At 32.8% G+C, this 18,437-nt stretch carries 13 protein-coding genes and 1 pseudogene; 12 read left to right on the top strand and 2 right to left on the bottom strand.

Annotated elements, in window-relative coordinates; all coding sequences use genetic code 11:
- The first annotated feature begins 2 nt into the window (after nucleotides 1-2).
- From WC622_RS04535 to WC622_RS04585, 11 genes are all read left to right on the top strand, one after another.
- Nucleotides 3-1,214: a hypothetical protein gene (locus WC622_RS04535; RefSeq protein WP_372817725.1), complete on the top strand. Its 1,212-nt coding sequence runs from the start codon at nucleotides 3-5 to the stop codon at nucleotides 1,212-1,214.
- Between the two features lie 19 nt (nucleotides 1,215-1,233).
- Entirely contained in the window at nucleotides 1,234-2,373 is a 1,140-nt protein-coding gene (locus WC622_RS04540) for a glycosyltransferase (protein WP_372817727.1), read from the top strand.
- Between the two features lie 13 nt (nucleotides 2,374-2,386).
- The gene (locus tag WC622_RS04545; protein WP_372817729.1) at nucleotides 2,387-3,769 is read left to right on the top strand and encodes a phenylacetate--CoA ligase family protein; all 1,383 of its coding nucleotides are present in this window, start codon (nucleotides 2,387-2,389) and stop codon (nucleotides 3,767-3,769) included.
- A gap of 21 nt (nucleotides 3,770-3,790) precedes the next feature.
- The gene (locus WC622_RS04550; protein ID WP_372817731.1) at nucleotides 3,791-5,122 is read left to right on the top strand and encodes a glycosyl hydrolase family 28-related protein; all 1,332 of its coding nucleotides are present in this window, start codon (nucleotides 3,791-3,793) and stop codon (nucleotides 5,120-5,122) included.
- A gap of 1 nt (nucleotide 5,123) precedes the next feature.
- Nucleotides 5,124-6,302, top strand: coding sequence for a glycosyltransferase family 4 protein (locus WC622_RS04555; protein WP_372817733.1), 1,179 nt, complete (start codon nucleotides 5,124-5,126; stop codon nucleotides 6,300-6,302).
- Nucleotides 6,303-6,306: 4 nt separating this feature from the next.
- On the top strand, nucleotides 6,307-6,894 hold the full coding sequence (locus WC622_RS04560) for a sugar transferase (protein WP_372817850.1): 588 nt from the start codon (nucleotides 6,307-6,309) through the stop codon (nucleotides 6,892-6,894).
- A complete protein-coding gene (locus WC622_RS04565) occupies nucleotides 6,894-7,499 on the top strand; it encodes an acetyltransferase (RefSeq protein WP_372817735.1) in 606 nt (201 codons plus the stop codon). Before WC622_RS04560 ends, WC622_RS04565 begins: the two co-directional genes overlap by 1 nt.
- 269 nt (nucleotides 7,500-7,768) lie before the next feature.
- Complete coding sequence (locus tag WC622_RS04570) at nucleotides 7,769-8,947, top strand: DegT/DnrJ/EryC1/StrS family aminotransferase (protein WP_372817737.1); 1,179 nt, start codon at nucleotides 7,769-7,771, stop codon at nucleotides 8,945-8,947.
- A 249-nt stretch (nucleotides 8,948-9,196) separates the two neighbouring features.
- Nucleotides 9,197-11,119: a polysaccharide biosynthesis protein gene (locus WC622_RS04575; protein ID WP_372817739.1), complete on the top strand. Its 1,923-nt coding sequence runs from the start codon at nucleotides 9,197-9,199 to the stop codon at nucleotides 11,117-11,119.
- Nucleotides 11,120-11,234: 115 nt separating this feature from the next.
- Nucleotides 11,235-13,169, top strand: a complete 1,935-nt coding sequence (locus WC622_RS04580; RefSeq protein ID WP_372817740.1) for a polysaccharide biosynthesis protein — start codon at nucleotides 11,235-11,237, stop codon at nucleotides 13,167-13,169.
- Between the two features lie 31 nt (nucleotides 13,170-13,200).
- Nucleotides 13,201-14,802: a gliding motility protein RemB gene (locus tag WC622_RS04585; RefSeq protein ID WP_372817742.1), complete on the top strand. Its 1,602-nt coding sequence runs from the start codon at nucleotides 13,201-13,203 to the stop codon at nucleotides 14,800-14,802.
- Between the two features lie 325 nt (nucleotides 14,803-15,127).
- Here the strand turns inward: WC622_RS04585 and WC622_RS04590 are convergent, their stop codons facing one another.
- Nucleotides 15,128-16,057 carry a GDP-L-fucose synthase family protein gene (locus WC622_RS04590; protein WP_372817744.1) on the bottom strand — a complete coding sequence of 310 codons (930 nt, stop codon included), beginning with the start codon at nucleotides 16,055-16,057 and terminating at the stop codon, nucleotides 15,128-15,130.
- 56 nt (nucleotides 16,058-16,113) lie between these two features.
- Nucleotides 16,114-18,042: a 1-deoxy-D-xylulose-5-phosphate synthase gene (gene dxs / locus WC622_RS04595; protein WP_372817745.1), complete on the bottom strand. Its 1,929-nt coding sequence runs from the start codon at nucleotides 18,040-18,042 to the stop codon at nucleotides 16,114-16,116.
- A 289-nt stretch (nucleotides 18,043-18,331) separates the two neighbouring features.
- On the opposite strand from dxs, the pseudogene WC622_RS04600 reads away from it, so the two are divergent.
- Nucleotides 18,332-18,437 (top strand): annotated as a pseudogene (locus WC622_RS04600) (hypothetical protein); the annotation flags it as partial.

Consider the following 18,437-nt stretch of genomic DNA (forward strand, 5'->3'; position numbering starts at 1 on the left):
TAATGTTTCTACTGAACATATTTTTTTGTGTTATATTATTTATAGCAGGTTTATATCTTAAAAAGATATACGCTGGTTATAGTAAGTACGATCATAAGATTTTAAACTGGTTGTATATTTATCATGTTGCTATAGGTATCGTATTCTATTATTATGTGATGGCTTATGGCGGTGATGCAACCGTTTATTGGGATAAAGCAGTGCAGTTTAGCTTTACTGATATCATTACTATGATTTCAAATGGAAGTGCAACAGGCTTTATATTGTTGGTAAACTATGTGCCAGCACAAGTTTTAAAATTGTCTTTTTTCTCAGGATCCTTCCTTTATATTGTTTTAGGGTATTGGGGGGTATTATTGTTCTATAACATCATTAAAGAAATTCTGCCGCATTATACGTATATAAGTAAATATAAACTGTTATTCATCCCAATATTTCCTGGCTTGTTATTTTTGCCCAACTTACACTTCTGGACTTCTGGATTAGGAAAAGATACCATCCTTTTCTTTTGTGTGGCCTTGTTTATGCATAGTATTATAAACATGAAAAAGAGGTTTATTGGTTTAATTGTCAGTATGGCTTTTGGTTTCTTTATTAGACCTCATATTGTTTTATTTTTAATGATCTCATTCGGTATCGCAACACTATTTGATGCTAAAATGAAAGCCTATCAAAAAATTCTGATTGTTGCAGTATTTGCATCCTTAGCATTTTATTTATTTAGTTACGTAATGAATTTTGTAAAGCTAGAGAGTTTAGATACTCAGACCATTGAGGCTTATTCAGCAAATAAAACGCGAGTTTTAAGTAGTTCATCTGGTTCTGGAATAGATTTAAGTAGTTATTCTTACCCAGCTAAAGTCTTCACCTTCCTTTATCGTCCTTTGTTTTTTGATATCAATGGAGTTTTAGCTGTTGTTTCTTCATTTGAGAACTTGATGTTATTAATTTTCTCTATAAAAATTATTTTCAATAACCCAATAAGTACATTTAAAGCAAGTAATCGGGCTATAAAATCTTTACTTTTTTTCTTTTTATTAGGCGCCTTAACGTTTTCTTTAATATTAGGTAATTTGGGTATTATGTTGCGTCAAAAGGTTCCTTTTATCTTTGCATTAATTATTTTTGGATACACTACTTATTCTTATGAATTAAGCCTGAAAAGAAGAGCGTTTCTACAACGGAAAAAGATGCAAGAAGGACTTAGTAAATAATTTGTTTGGACTTAATTAAATGAAGAAGAAAAATATATATATCTTGACGTTGAGTATGGGAAGTGGTGGTGCAGAAAAGGTAATCAGTTTAATTCTTCCTTTTTTGATTCAAAGATATACTATTACGCTAGTTTTGTTTAGTAACAATATACATTTCGATATTCCAAGGGATGTGAATGTGATTATTTTAAACAGCGAGAAAAAACAATCTTTTTTCGCTAAGATATTTTCTTTTCCTGTTTCAATATGGAAATATATGCAACTACTAAAGAAAGACAATGCTGCTGTTTCTCTCTCCTTTTTAACACGACCAAACCTAATAAACGGGTTTATTAAAATCTTTCTGCCGAATATAAAAGTAATTATAAGTGAAAGATGTTATCCGTCAATTGCTTATAAATCAACAAAATCTAGATATCTGTTTTATAAAATTCTTATCCCGTTATTTTATAATAAAGCTGATCTTCTTTTTTCAAACTCTATTCATATCAATGCTGATTTGATAGAGAATTTTAAAGTGTCTATCCCCTGCAAGGTGATTTATAATCCAATTCATATTTCAAAGAATTCTAATCCTACTCCTGCTATTCAAATAGACAGTAGTACTTTTAAACTGATAAATGTAGGCTCTATTTATCCCATCAAAAATCAAGGACTTATTTTAAGAGCTTTACAAAATGTAAATTTTAAATATGAACTAAATTTTGTGGGCGATGGAGTGATGGAAAATGACATGATTGAAATGGCAGCTGAGCTAAAAATAAATCAATATGTTAATTTTTTGGGTAGAAGAACAAACGTAAATGATTATTTAAATAAAAGTGACTGTTTTATATTGTCTTCTAATTCTGAAGGATTTCCAAATGTAGTTCTTGAAGCTATGGCTGTTGGTCTCCCTGTAATATCAACCAACTGTATGTCTGGCCCATTAGAAATATTAAATGAAAATATTGCGGTGTCAATACATACTGGTAGTTTTTTTGTAGCTAAATATGGAATATTAATTAATGTTGATGATCATTTAGGTCTTAAAGCTGCAATTGAATATTTAATCCAAAATCCAGAAATAAGACATAATCTAAGTAAGTTGAGTTTAGAAAGAGCTGAAGATTATAGAACCGAGATTATAATGGAAAAATTGTATGAAATTTTAGATTAGTGAAAGAATAGCTATGAAATTGAAAGATAAATTGTATGATTTAGCACCTAATTTTATTCAGAATAGTATGGTTAGTGCTTTTAATTTCTTGGCCTATAAAAAGCGCTATGGTGGGTACTATAAATCCTTCCTTGCTGATTTTAAGAAAAACAGAACCCTTTCAAGGTACCAATTAGATGATATCCAAGCTAAACGGTATACAAGTTTTGTTTTACAAGCTTTGGAGAATTCAATTTACTATAGACAACTTTATGCTTCGATAGAAAGCCCTGAAAATATAAACAATATTAGCAAATTACCTATCCTAGATAAGGAAATGCTTCGCAATAACATAAAGGACATCTTAACCATTGAAAAGACTAAAGGAATCATTTCTAAAACTGGTGGTACAACAGGTAAATCATTAGAGGTACTATTTACGCCAAAAGATATGCAAGAGCGTTTTGCAATGCTTGATGACTTTCGCTCTCGTTTTGGATATGCTTTAGGTAAAAAAACGGCTTGGTTTTCTGGTAAAAGCCTATTAACATCAACTGATATTACTAAAAATAGATTTTGGAAGACCGATTATCTCTATCATGTACGTTATTACTCCACATTCCATATTAAAGAAGAATATTTAGCTAATTATGTTAAAAACCTAATTGAATTTGCTCCAGAATTCATTGTTGGTTTTCCATCTTCTATATTGGAGATTGCGAAATATGGACTAAAAAATAACTACAAGTTTCCGATTAATGTGGTTAAGGCAATATTTCCCACTGCAGAAACAATTACGGATGAAATGAGACTATCCATTGAAAAATTCTTTGGTGCACCCATGTATGATCAATACGCCTCATCCGAAGGAGCTCCTTTTATTTTTGAGTGCCAGAATGGAAATCTACACTTAGAGCAACAAAGCGGTATTTTTGAAGTTTTGGATAATCATAATAAACCATCAAAATCAGGTAAATTGGTAATAACTTCATTTACTACCACAGGAGCGCCATTAATTAGATATGACATTGGTGATTCAATTGAATTATCTGATGAGATTTGTTCGTGCGAAAATAAGAATCCTTTGGTAAAGCAAATTCTTGGTAGAATTGATGATTATTTATATTCGCCAGAAAATGGTAAAATTAATTTAGGAAATGTATCTAATACACTAAAAGATACTAAAGGAATAATAAAGTTTCAAGCTATCCAGGATGATCTTAATACTATTCAGATTAAAGTGGTAATTGATAAAGATATTTACAATCCACACATTGAACAGACTTTCATAAAGAATTGGACTGATAGATTGGGGCAAAAAATGAAAATAGATATTATTTATGTTGATGACATTGAAAATGAAAAAAGCGGAAAATATCGCATCATAAAAAATAATGTTAAACATCTTATAAATTAAAAAAGAAAGATTGTACGTAGAATGGTTTTTTTAAAACAGGCTTTGTGTAGTTTACTTATAATATGTGCCATAAATACGTGTGCACAGCAAATAAATGTGCGGGAATATGGCGCAAAAGGAGATGGTATATCAAATGACTACTTAGCTTTAAAAAAAGTAGTAGATAAAATTAATAAAAACAAAAAAGGCGAAGTTTACTTTCCTCCTGGCAATTATTTCATTGATGAATACCATAATAATGATAATATATCAGATTTAGCTTTTAAAGATTGTAATGGATTAAAAATATATGGTGCTAATGCAGTAATTTCTTTAAAAGGAAATTTTAATCGTTCAATTACGAAGAAAAGTGCTAAACATTCATTTAGTAGCATGTCTGCAATAATTCCTTTTATGATTAACAATTGTAAAAATGTTACGATAGAGAATTTAGAAATTAATGGAAATGTAGATAAAATGACCAGAGATAAGGGGGTAGTTGAAACAGGAGGATATCTTATATACATTTCTGAATCAGAGAATGTAACGTTAAAAAACTTATTTTTACATCATGCTCAAACAGATGGGTTAGTAATCAGAGGCACTAAAAAGCCATCATTTAATATAAAAGCATCTAATGTTATTTCATCATACAATGCTAGACAAGGAATGTCTATAGGGTATTTAACAGATGGTTATTTTACAAATTGTAAGTTTATAAACACTGGTTTTTCTAGTGGTAATTACGGTAATCATGCGCCAAGCGCAGGTGTTGATATAGAGCCATCAACTGGCGATAGCTTAAAGGTCAAAAATGTCACGTTTGAAGGCTGCGAATTCAGCAATAATTTAGGAAGTCAGTTTGTAGTTTCTAGACCTAAACTAACGCAAGGAATTCAATTAAAAAACTGTGTAATAGATTCTAAAAATAGTAAATCAATGTATACGCTCATATTAGCGGCAAAGAATATTTTAATTGCAAATTGTGAAATAAAATGCGGAAAAGGTAATATTTATACCACTTGGAATGGCATGCCTGATGGTGATGTGAGAATAATTAATAGCACAATTGAAAGCTCGGCAAGAGGAATAGTTGCTGATGCAAGTATTCAGAGTAAAGGTATATCTATAGAAAATAATACTATGAAATTTACAGGCAATATTTTGACATCTTATTTTCCTTATCTGCAAAACGCTAATGTGAGGTTTTTAAATAACAGAATCTTTATACCTTCAAAAACTTGGGGGGTTAGAAAAATTCAATCTTTAGTACAGAGAGCTCAACAATCCTCAGGCAATATATTTTATTCAGAAGATGAGAAGAAAATGCCTAAGGTTTCTTATCAAGGTGTTAAAATTGTAAATGACAACTGAGATGTCAAGTAAGAATAAACTCATCCGCATAACAACTGTCCCGCTTTCCTTGCAAAAATTAATTTCAGGTCAAATGAAATATATGGGGGAACAGGGTTTTGAGGTAGTAATGATTTCATCTGATTTTGAAGAAAAGGATCAATTAGCATCTAGCGAGCAGGCTGAATTTATTCCTGTGAATATGACTAGAACTATTTCACCATTTGCAGATTTAAAATCCTTATATCAATTAATTAAGGTATTTAGAGAGCTTAAACCTCAAATCGTTCATACCCATACCCCGAAAGCTGGATTACTAGGTATGTTGGCCAGTTGGTTGGTAGGAGTGCCTATAAGATTACACACAGTTGCTGGTTTACCCTTAATGGAAACAGTAGGCGTAAAAAGGAAAGTACTAGCACTAGTTGAGCAGCTTACCTATGCATGTGCTACCAAAGTTTATCCGAATTCTAGTAATTTAAAAGAGTTTATTATCCACCAAAAGTTTGCAAAAACAGATAAATTAAAAGTAATTGGGAATGGCAGTAGTAATGGAATTGATACCCATGCCTTTAAAAAAAATGATGAAGTTTTGCAAAAAGCTGATGTTTTAGCTCAACAACATCTCGTGTCATCCACTGATTTTACCTTCATTTTTGTGGGTAGATTGGTTAAAGATAAAGGCATAGAAGAATTAGTTGAGGCTTTTGATCAACTCGCAGTAAAATACCCTGATTTAAAGTTGTTGTTGGTTGGACCGGAAGAAAATGAGCTGGATCCTTTATCTGCTAAGTGTTTGGAGATAATTAGCAAAAACAAAGCAATTATTGCCGTAGGATATCAAAATGATGTGAAACCTTATTTAGCACTAAGTAAAGCTTTAGTTTTTCCGAGCTATAGGGAAGGTTTTCCTAATGTGCCTATGCAGGCAGGATGTTTTGATTTGCCAGCTATTGTAACCAATATTAATGGCTGCAATGAAATTATAATACCTAATGAAAATGGCTTATTAATCCCTACTAAAAATAGTGAGGCTTTAAGGAGTGCAATGGAGTGCTTATATTTGGATCAAGATCTTTATCGCCGTATGGCAAGCAAAGCTAGGGCAATGATAGTAGATCGTTACGAACAACAAAAGGTTTGGGAGTTAATCCTATCCGAATATCAATTACACTTAAAACAAAAAAGAATTGTATACTAGCATAGTGAAGCGTTTTTTTGATTTTGTGACAAGTAGCATAGCTTTTGTCCTATTACTTCCGGTTTTTTTAGTTATTCTGATTCTATTGTTTTTTGTGAATAAAGGTAATCCCTTATTCTTTCAACTAAGACCGGGTAAGGATGGTAAAATCTTTAAAATTTTTAAGTTTAAAACCATGACCGATAAACGTGATGCAACTGGTGATTTATTGCCAGATGAAGTTCGTTTAACATCGATTGGTAAATTTGTAAGAAAGACTTCAATAGACGAAATTCCTCAATTATTAAATGTGATTAAGGGCGAGATGAGTTTGATTGGGCCAAGGCCTTTATTGCCAGAATACTTGCCACTATATTCAGTTGAACAATACCGTAGACATGAAGTAAAGCCTGGTATTACGGGTTGGGCACAAGTAAATGGAAGAAATACCATAGGTTGGCAACAAAAGTTTGAATATGATGTGTGGTATGTTGATCATGTTAATTTTTGGTTAGATTTGAAGATAATAGGTTTAACCATAAAAAAAATTCTAATTAGAGAAGGTATTTCTTCAGCTACATCTCTTACCATGGAAAAATTTAAAGGGAATTAATGCATATCATAGGCGCAGGCGGACATGCCAAAGTAATTATAGATATTTTATTAGCCTCTAATCAGGAGATTAAGGGCGTGTGGGATGAAAATAGTACGATTAAAACAGTACTAAATCACCCAGTTATAGGTAATTTTGCTGCTTTTAAAGCAGGTATTCATCAGCCAGTTATTATTGCTATAGGTAATAATTTAATTCGCAATAAAATTGCAAAAGAACTCGCTGTTAATTTTGGAATTGCCATTCATCCAAAATGTGCTATTTCTACTACAGTAAATCTAGGAGCTGGCACAGTGGTAATGGCCAATGCGAGTATTAATGCAGATGTAATTGTTGGAAGACATGTGATTATTAATACAAATGCTTCTATAGATCATGATTGTGAAATTGGAGATTTTGTTCATATATCACCACAGGTTGGTCTAGGAGGAAATGTACAAGTAGGAGAAGGAACTCATATTGGCATTGGAGCATCTGTTAAACACGGTATAAAAATAGGAAAATGGGTAACTATAGGTGCTGGTGCGGTAGTGATAAGAGATATTCCAGATTACGCAGTGGCCATTGGTAATCCAACTAAAATTATTAAATACAATTCAATTTAAATTAGAAATATTTAAAAGGATTAAGATCTTTGTCAGATTTGTAACAAATAAGTTGTTAATTCTTTTGAGCATTATAATAGTTAAAAAATTAACTGTAAATTTACATTCATAATCAAGCATTATATTTAAAGAAATAAAATATTCGCTTTAATTAGTTATCATATAGTAAAACTACATTCGTTTAATTAAAAAGTTTTGGCTTTGTTGGTTATATTAGTGTTATAGTTTGTGATATATAATAGATTATTTAAAATATTGAATAACATTTAATGGGCTCAAAAATCTGGCTTTCCTCTCCCCATATGGGTGGTGCCGAACAAAAGTATGTTAATGAAGCTTTTGAAACGAATTGGATAGCTCCTCTTGGTCCTCAGGTGAATGCTTTTGAACATGATTTGGCTCAATATACCAATACGAAATATGCTGCAGCTTTAAGTTCTGGTACTGGAGCATTACACTTGGCGCTAATTATGCTTGGCGTGCAACGTGGAGACGAAGTGATTTGTCAAAGTATGACGTTTTCTGCGAGTGCAAATCCTATTGCTTATTTAGGTGCTTTGCCTGTATTTATTGATAGTGAAAAGGAGACATGGAATATGTGTCCAGATTTATTACTTGAAGCCATAAAAGATCGGATAGATAAGGGTAAAAAGCCAAAAGCTATTATCCCTGTCCATTTGTATGGTATGCCAGCACAAATGGATAAAATTATGGCTATTGCAAACGAATATGATATTCCAGTAATAGAAGATGCCGCAGAAGCGCTAGGCTCTACCATTAACGGGAAAGCTATGGGCAGTTTTGGGTTAATGGGTGTGCTTTCTTTTAATGGCAATAAAATAATTACAACTTCTGGAGGAGGAGCGTTACTATCGAACAATGAAGACTATATTCATAAAGCTAAATTTTTAGCCACGCAAGCTAGAGAAAATACACCTCATTATGAGCATAATGAAATTGGTTATAATTACAGAATGAGCAACGTTTGTGCGGCTATTGGCCGTGGACAAATGGAGGTGCTAGATGAACGAGTAGAGCAACGAAGAAGGAATTTTCAGTTTTATAATCGAGCGCTGTCGGTATTTGAAGGAGTAAGTTTAATGGAAGAGCCTGCTGGTTATTATAGCAATCGTTGGTTAAGTACTTTTTTAATTAATCCAGAAAAATCTAACGGAGTAACTAGAGAAATGATAGCTGCTGAGCTAGCCAAAGATAACATTGAAAGTAGGCCATTATGGAAACCAATGCACATGCAACCCGTTTTTAAAGATGCGGCTTTTTATGGGAATGGAGTTTCAGCAGAACTATTTGAAAAGGGTCTCTGCTTGCCTTCGGGTTCTAATTTAAGTGCGGAAGATTTACAAAGGGTAGTTGATAATATCTCTAAGACACTTTCTCTTCAAGAAAAAACTGATCAAATTACTGCTGTAAAAACTACTGCTAGATAAATTTTATCAATCAGCACAACCCCTATACGCTTTAAACTTACTACTGTTAGTGAATTAATTTCAATGATCCATTTTTTTATGGGATTGGATATTGTATTATTTTGTGAAGGAGAAAATTATATTCACTACTGATAGCTTTAGAGATTGAAGAGAATGACGTAAGATCGGTTGTAACAGCAAATTCTAATCGGATAGTAGATGATATAGTTTAATTATTCTTAACTTTAAGAATTGACTAACGCTACTTTCATGTTTAAATTTGAGATTGTTTCTCGCTGGGTTATCTTTGCTATAGATTTTTTCCTTTGTCTTGTCGCTTTAGTTTTAGCCAAGATAGTACGTCATAATTTTATCCTTGAAGAGCTGAATACAGTTGCACTGTATAAATCGGTTTTGATTTATTCAGCCGTTAATATTCTTGTGTTTTGTAGTGTGAGAACGTTTACAGGGATAGTTCGTTATACCAGTATTCAAGATTCATTCAGAATATTTTTCGCCGTTATATTTAGCTCTTTCCTTGTTTTTCTTGTTCATTCCATATTTATATTCTACGGGCTAACGAGCTTTATTAGTACGACTAGCATAATACTTCAAGCACTCTTTAGCTTTTTGTTTTTGATTATCTATAGGGTATTGATTAAATACTTTTTTATGTATGTTAAAAATGCTAGACTTAATAAAACAAGAGTACTAATTTATGGAGCGGGGGAGGCTGGTGTTGCCATTAAACGAACTTTTGATCATGATGCAAAAGTGAATAAAAACATTATAGCATTTGTAGATGATGATTTACGAAAAGTAGGAAAAACAATAGATGGAATTCAAATTCTAGATGCACGTAAATTAGTTTACTTGATTACCAACCATGAAGTAGATGAAATTATCTTCGCTGCTCAAGCGATTAGTGCAGAGCGAAAAGATAAGGTGGTAGATATTTGTTTAACACATAAAGTTAATATATTAAATATTCCATTACCGGAGGTATGGGCAAGAGGAGACTTAACATTGGCGCAATTACAACATGTGCATATTGAAGATTTGTTGGAGAAAACTGTTGTTGAAATTAATAATGAAGAGATTAAAAATCAATTAAAGGAAAAAAGAATTGTTATTACAGGTGCTGCAGGTTCTATTGGAAGTGAATTGATAAGACAGCTATTGAAATTTGATACAGGACTATTAATTTTATGCGATCAGAATGAGACAGCACTGCACCATATTTATTTAGAGCTTGAAGAATTATATCCCCAGCGTTCATTTCATGCTTTTGTTGGCGATATAAAAGATGTTGCAAGAATGGAGCAGCTTTTCGAAACCTATAAACCCCATTTCGTTTATCATGCTGCAGGATATAAACACATATCACTGATGGAAGATAATCCTTCGGAAGCCATAAAAACGAATGTGCTTGGCACTAAGGTGCTTGCTGATAAGGCAGTTAAACACGGTGTTCAGAGGTTCGTCATGATATCTACTGATAAAGCCGTAAATCCAACTAACGTTATGGGTGCTTCTAAACGGATTGCTGAGCTATATGTTCAATCGTTAAATAGCTCTTTGCATGGCACAAATTATATTTTTAGTAATGGATTAAGTTACATTAATGAATTAAGGGTAAGGCCAATAACTAAATTTATTACAGCAAGGTTTGGAAACGTGTTGGGTTCAAATGGATCGGTTATACCTAGATTTAAAGAACAAATTGAAAGGGGAGGCCCAGTTACAGTTACACATCCAGAAATTACGCGATATTTTATGCCCATACCAGAAGCGTGTAAATTGATTTTGGAAGCAGGGACTATAGGTAAAGGCGGTGAGATATTTATATTTGACATGGGCAAATCGATAAAAATTCTCAATCTTGCAAAGAAAATGATTCGCATTGCTGGATTTGTACCTAATCAAGACATTAAAATAGAATATTCTGGATTACGACCCGGGGAGAAACTATTTGAAGAGTTATTGAATGACTCGGAAAGCACGATTGCCACTCCGCATAAAAGAATTATGCTCGTGAATTTAAAACCGGTTGTTTTTAATGAGATAGAACAACAAATTTATCAATTGCTAGCACATGCTTTTGCAAATGATAATGCCCAACTTGTGTTGCAAATGAAAAGAATGGTGCCTGAATTTAAGAGCAAAAACTCTGTATATGAAAAATTGGATTAATTTAGTTTTAAGCTAAATTGGCAAGATTCTTGTTGTTAAGGAGTCTTGGTTAGGACAATTAAATTGGGTTAAATATATATTATACTTAACTTTACGAAAATTAAGCTTATAGGATTTGTTTACTAAAATTAATATTGTTCCTCGTTGGATTATTTTTTTACTAGATTTAATTATCTGTACTTTCTCTTTGGTATGTGCCTATAGTTTAAGACAGAATTTAGATTTGAGTGCTATTGGTTTTCCAGAATTATATAGAAATATTTTAATTTTAGGGGTTATTAATAGTGCTGTTTTTTTAAATGTAAAAACCTATACCGGTATTGTAAGATATACCAGTGCACAAGACTCTTTCAGAATCCTATTTTCAGTTCTTGTAGCAAATGGAACCTTTTTTGTTATCAATCTCTTCTTTATTTCTTTTTCGCAGATTTCGCTTATTTCGAATGCCATTTTAGTAACTAATGGTTTAGCGAGTTTCTTGTTCTTAATTACCTACAGAGTAATGATTAAGTACTTTTTTCTATACATTAAGAACTTAAACTTGGATAAAAGAAAAGTTATCATTTATGGTGCTGGCGAAGCAGGATTAGCAACTAAACGTACATTTGATCATGATGGGAAAGTGAATAAAACCATAATGGCTTTTGTAGATGACGATGATCGTAAAGTAGGTAAAACCATAGATGGAATTAAAATTATTGCTGCTGGGAAATTAGAAGAATTGATTAAGGAGCATGAATTGGACGAATTAATTTTTGCATCTTATAGTATTCCAATCGAGCGGAAAAATCAAATTGTAGATGTGTGCTTAGAAAATGAAGTGGTGGTATTAAATATACCCCCAGCTGATGTATGGGCGGGCGGTAAATTACATACTACTCAAATACAAAATATCAATATTGAGGACTTACTAAATAGAAAGCCTATTCAAATTGATATTGATTCTATACAAAATCAATTACACGCTAAAAGAATATTAATTACAGGTGCAGCTGGTTCTATTGGGAGTGAAATAGTGAGACAGCTATTGAAGTTTGAAACAGGTTTAATTATTCTTTGTGATCAATCTGAAACGGCTTTACATCACATATATTTAGAACTAGAAGAAACACACGCTAGCACAAACTTCCATGCATTTGTAGGCGATGTAAAGGATGAGAAAAGGATGGATCATCTTTTCGAAACGTATAAGCCTCATTACGTATATCATGCTGCGGCCTATAAACATGTTCCTTTAATGGAAGACAATCCTTCTGAGGCGATTAAGACAAATGTATTGGGTACAAAAACGATTGCAGATTTATCTGTAAAGCATGGGGTGCAAAAATTTGTCATGATTTCTACCGATAAAGCAGTAAACCCTACTAATGTAATGGGTGCATCGAAACGGATTGCAGAAATATATGTTCAATCCCTTAATAACTCTTTAAGTACAGAGCAGTTTATTTTTAGTAATGGATTAAGTTATATTAATGAATTGAGTGTAAAACCCATTACTAAGTTTATCACCACAAGATTTGGGAATGTGCTGGGCTCAAATGGTTCTGTGATCCCTCGCTTTAAACAACAAATAGAAAAGGGCGGGCCAGTTACAGTTACTCATCCAGAAATTACACGCTATTTCATGACGATTCCAGAAGCTTGTCGTTTAGTTTTGGAAGCAGGCTGTATGGGTAAAGGCGGTGAGATATTCATATTTGATATGGGTAAATCTGTAAAAATAGTTGAATTGGCTAAGAAAATGATTAGGCTAGCAGGATTAGTGCCTAATCAAGACATTAGAATTCAATATTCTGGATTAAGACCAGGTGAAAAACTATTTGAAGAATTATTGAATGATAATGAAAATACAATGCCTACACACCATGAAAAAATTATGATTGGGAGGGTACGTGAATATGTTTTTTCTGAAATTGAGCAACAAATATATAAGTTACTAGATCACGCCAAGAAAAATGATGACCGTCAGGTTGTAATGGCTATGAAAGATTTAGTAAGAGAATACAAAAGCAAGAATTCTATTTTTGAAGAGCTGGATCACCAAGTCTAACTAACTGCTCAGTTAACTATCAACTATTATTATGAAAAAGAAAATATTCGGACTACTACTGGTCTTCGCAGCTTTTTATGCCTCCGCTCAACAAATTATTCCTTATAGTTATAACCAATATCAACGTTTAAATCGTTCATTATATAGTTTAGATACTAGATTTCATACATCTCTAAAACCAGTTATTGGCGATGATACAATCATTACACGCCAATTGGATTCTCTTTTAATGAGTGGTACAGATCAAACTCGTCATTCATGGGTATCACGTAAGTTATTTAATGAACACTTAGTAGAAATAAACCGTGAAGATTATACTGTTTACATGGATTTTCTCCCAGACTTTCAGATTGGTAGAGATTTTAGTCATGCTATTACGACTTGGAATAATACTCGAGGATATCAAATCGGAGGAACTATTGGTAAGAAATTCTCTTTTTATAGTAGCGGATTTGAAAACCAGGCTAGGTTTAATAACTATTTAAACAATTATATCAATACTAAGAATATAATTCCTGGAATGACAAATGATAAATTCTTTTATGAAATTCCTAGAAGAAAAATTAAAGATTGGGCTTATGCTACCGCTATTATAAATTACACTGCTAATAAATATTTTACATTTACTTTAGGACACGATAAGAATTTTATTGGAGATGGTTATCGCTCAACATTATTATCTGATGTTTCTGCTGCTTACCCTTATTTTAAAATAACAACTACTCTTGGAAATGTAAAATACATGATGATGTGGGCTCAGTTTCAAGATCCAGCTAGCCCTCAGCTTTCTTATGATAATGGATTTAGAAAAAAATGGGGTGCATTTCATTATTTAGACTGGAATGTAACTAATCGTTTGTCATTAGGATTTTTTGATTCGATTATTTGGCAAGATGCGGATGAGAAAGGAAAGCGAGGATTTGATGTTTCGTATTTAAACCCAGTTATATTTTTACGGACTGTAGAAGGAATGAATAATTCTCCTGATAATGCTTTATTGGGCTTAACTGTGAAGTATAAATTGTTTAACAATGGAACTGTTTATGGACAATTGGCTTTAGATGAATTTACAGCTAAGGAAGTATTTAAGGGGAAAGGATATTGGGCAAATAAATCTGCCGTTCAGTTAGGGTTAAAAGGATTTGATGCTTTTAAAGTAACTAATTTAAACTACTTAGTTGAGTTTAATACTGCTAGACCATTTACCTATTCTCAACGGACTTCTATCTTAAATTATGGAAATTATGCTGAGGCTTTAGCTCATCCGATGGGAGCTAATTTTAGAGAATTCTTAACGATTTGGAATTACCAATTAGGGCGTTGGGGCTTTTATGGACAAGGGAATTATGCGCAATATGGCTTAAACGAAAACGGAGAAAATTTTGGTAAAGATATTAACGAATCCTACTTTACCCGTAAGCAGGATTATGGTTACGAAACAACAGGTGGTTTAAAAACGAATTTCTATTATTTAGATGGGAGAATTTCTTACTTACTAAATCCTAAATATAATTTACGATTTGAGTTAGGGGGGATTATGAGGACAGAAAAAAATAGCTTAGGTATTGATCGCACAAGTCAAATTACTTTTGGATTAAGAAGTACGTTCAGAAATATTTATCAAGATTTTTAATAGTCAAATTAGTTGGGTAACTTGCGCATATATTAACATTTTCATCTACCTACTTAACTTTTATCCATTATAATTTATTTCTTTTGGAAAAAGTATTTGTGAAGTGTTAAGCCGGAATAATTACTTTATGGGTTACCAAGATCACAAGTGCAGAAAATGCGGTTCAGATTTTCATTATCAGATACCGCGGGGATTTTTATTAAAAAATGTATTAGGCTTTTTACCAATTCGGATATACTGGTGTCCAAGATGTATTAAAAGTAGATATGTATGGGTTTATAATACTACAAATTCTAAAAAATAATAGCTGTATTGAACATTGTTATTAAGGATGCTTACTTAAATAGTCCTGGTAAGCTAATTTTAAACCTTCTTTTAGTTCAATCTGATGTCTCCAGCCCAAAGCATGTAGTTTAGAAACGTCCATTAATTTTCTAGGTGTTCCATCAGGTTTGGTGTTGTCAAATGTTAAGTCTCCATTAAAACCAACTACTTCTTTTATTAATAAGGCTAACTCTTTTATAGTTAGATCTTCTCCAGTACCTACATTAATTAGATGAGGCTCATTATACGTTTGCATTAAAAAATAACAGGCATCTGCTAATTCATCGGCGAATAAAAATTCTCGCATGGGTTTACCAGATCCCCAAATTACAACTTCATTCTTTCCAGATTTTTTAGCCTCATCAAATTTCCTAATTAACGCAGGCAATACATGTGAGTTTTGCGGATGATAATTGTCATTATATCCATATAAATTAGTCGGCATAACAGAAATAAAATTACATCCGTATTGAGCACGATATGCATCGCACATCTTAATCCCTGCGATTTTTGCTATAGCATATGGTTCGTTAGTTTCTTCTAATAAGCCAGTTAGTAAATATTCTTCTTTTAAGGGTTGTGGTGCTAGCTTTGGGTAAATGCAACTGGAACCTAAGAACATTAATTTTTTAACATCATTTCTATAAGATTCGTGAATAACATTATTTTGTATAGCTAAGTTCTCATATAAAAAATCTGCCCGATAGGTATTGTTAGCTATAATACCACCAACTTTTGCTGCAGCTAAGAAAACATATTCTGGTTTTTCTGTACTAAAAAAATCCGTGACTTCTTGTTGATTTCTTAAATCTAATTCATCAGAAGTTTTAGTGATGAGATTTGTAAAACCTTCTTTTTGAAGTTTACGATAAATGGCAGAACCAACCATGCCTCTATGACCAGCAACATATATTTTTGAATTTCTTTCCACTAATGTTTAAGTTTATTATTGAGATTCTTTACTTCAATCTGAACGACAAGTATTGATTAAGATGCCATAGTTTTAGTCGTACGGCTTACTGCTATTTTTTTTACGGCAGTGATAATGGCATTTTTATCATAACCACATAATGTCCAAAGCTCAGGTTGTTCACCATGTTCAATAAATTCATCTGGAATACCTAGTCGTACCACATTTGCTTTATAATTATGATCGGCCATGAATTCTAAAATTGCACTGCCCATTCCACCTTGCAAACAACCATCTTCTATAGTGATGATATTTGTGTACCTCTTAAATACATCGTGCAGTAAAGCAGCATCTAAAGGCTTCGCAAAACGTAAATCATAATGAGCAGGATGGATACCTTCTGTACTTAATTCTTGGCAAGCTTCTACAGCAAAATTACCCACATGTCCAATTGATAAAATGGCAACATCTTCTCCGTCACAAATTTTACGCCCCTTACCAATTTCTAATGCTTTAAAAGGACGTTTCCAATCTGGCATCACTCCATTTCCACGTGGATAACGAATAGTAAATGGTCCCATGTTTTCTTGCTGTGCAGTATACATCATATTGCGCAATTCCTCTTCGTTCATAGGCGATGCAACGACCATATTCGGGATACAACGCATGTAAGCTAAATCATAAGCACCATGATGTGTTGCTCCATCAGCGCCTGCTAAACCTGCTCTATCTAAACAGAAAACTACATTTAAGTTTTGTATCGCCACATCATGTATAACTTGATCATAGGCTCTTTGCATAAAGCTTGAATAGATGTTGCAAAAAGGAACTAAGCCTTGAGTAGCTAAACCAGCTGAAAAAGTTACTGCATGTTGCTCTGCAATGCCAACATCAAAAGCACGATCTGGCATAGCTTTCATCATAATATTTAATGATGAAACTGAAGGCATAGCAGGGGTAATACCTACAATTTTTTTATTAGTTTCCGCTAACTCAACCATGGTATGACCAAATACATCTTGATATTTTGGTGCCTGTGGTTTATCTGGGACTGATTTTTTAATTTCCCCAGTGATTTTATCAAAAAGACCAGGAGCATGCCATTTAGTTTGGTCTTTTTCCGCTAATGCGAAACCCTTACCTTTTACCGTTACACAATGCAGCAATTTAGGGCCAGGAATAGCAGATAAGTCTTTTATAATTGAAGCTAAACGTTTCACATCATGTCCGTCTACTGGACCAAAATATCTAAAATTTAGCGCCTCAAATAAATTACTTTGTCTAAGTAAAGTACCTTTAATGCTCTTTTCTATTTTCTTAACGTATTTATGTGCATTTGGACCAAGCTCAGAAAGCTTGCTTAATACATGTGATACGTCATCGCGAAAGCGATTGTATGATTTAGAAGTGGTAATACTAGTTAAGTATTCTTTAAGTGCGCCAACATTTGGATCAATTGACATACAGTTATCATTCAAAATCACTAATAGATTTGAGTTTTCGATACCTGCATGATTTAATCCTTCAAAAGCTAAACCTGCTGTCATTGCCCCATCACCAATTACAGCAACGTGTTGTCTATCTTTTTCACCTTTATAATGAGATGCAACTGCCATGCCTAGAGCTGCAGAAATAGAAGTAGAGGAATGACCTACGCCAAAGGTATCGTATTCGCTTTCACTGATCTTTGGAAAGCCACTTATGCCATTTATAATGCGATTGGTATGGAATTGATTTCTTCTTCCTGTTAAGATTTTATGGCCATACGCTTGATGACCAACGTCCCAAACTAATTTATCGTAAGGTGTATTTAATGCATAGTGTAAGGCAACCGTTAATTCTACTACGCCTAAACTTGCGCCAAAATGTCCCCCATTCACACTTACAACATCAATAATATATTGACGTAATTCTTGACAAATTTGCTCTAGGTCTTGTTCGCTATATTGCTTTAGATCAGCAGGATAGTTGATAGTAGATAATAAAGCTCCGGTTTTGATTTCCATGCACTATTTTAAAAGTACAAATTACGGTATTTTGTTTAATACTTTTATCAATAATCGTTTCAAATTCGCATCATTATTATGTTATTGTTTTCAGCAGGTAAAGTGATGCTACCTTTTTGCATAAATTACTTGCACTATTAAGCTCAAAATACATTGATTTATTTTGTAAAATAATACGAATTAAACGGTCGAAAAAGAGTTAAAAGGTATTCAATATCCGTCCTTGAATTAAGCAATAATTTAGTATTTTTACCAAAAAAACATTCCCATAATGAAACGAGATACTTTAATTTTTGACTTAATCGATAAAGAATTAGATAGACAAGAGCATGGCCTTGAACTAATTGCATCAGAAAACTTTGTGAGCAAACAAGTAATGGAAGCTGCAGGCTCAG

The organism is Pedobacter sp., assembly GCF_041662865.1.
GTDB lineage: Bacteria > Bacteroidota > Bacteroidia > Sphingobacteriales > Sphingobacteriaceae > Pedobacter.

Bases quoted from the DNA above. Each gene is read 5' to 3' on its own strand.
- WC622_RS04570 (WP_372817737.1), top strand. From the start codon at position 7,769: ATGGGCTCAAAAATCTGGCTTTCCTCTCCCCATATGGGTGGTGCCGAA.
- WC622_RS04550 (WP_372817731.1), top strand. From the start codon at position 3,791: ATGGTTTTTTTAAAACAGGCTTTGTGTAGTTTACTTATAATATGTGCC.
- dxs (WP_372817745.1), bottom strand. From the start codon at position 18,042: ATGGAAATCAAAACCGGAGCTTTATTATCTACTATCAACTATCCTGCT.
- WC622_RS04565 (WP_372817735.1), top strand. From the start codon at position 6,894: ATGCATATCATAGGCGCAGGCGGACATGCCAAAGTAATTATAGATATT.
- WC622_RS04555 (WP_372817733.1), top strand. From the start codon at position 5,124: ATGTCAAGTAAGAATAAACTCATCCGCATAACAACTGTCCCGCTTTCC.
- WC622_RS04540 (WP_372817727.1), top strand. From the start codon at position 1,234: ATGAAGAAGAAAAATATATATATCTTGACGTTGAGTATGGGAAGTGGT.
- WC622_RS04585 (WP_372817742.1), top strand. From the start codon at position 13,201: ATGAAAAAGAAAATATTCGGACTACTACTGGTCTTCGCAGCTTTTTAT.
- WC622_RS04575 (WP_372817739.1), top strand. From the start codon at position 9,197: ATGTTTAAATTTGAGATTGTTTCTCGCTGGGTTATCTTTGCTATAGAT.
- WC622_RS04535 (WP_372817725.1), top strand. From the start codon at position 3: ATGTTTCTACTGAACATATTTTTTTGTGTTATATTATTTATAGCAGGT.
- WC622_RS04545 (WP_372817729.1), top strand. From the start codon at position 2,387: ATGAAATTGAAAGATAAATTGTATGATTTAGCACCTAATTTTATTCAG.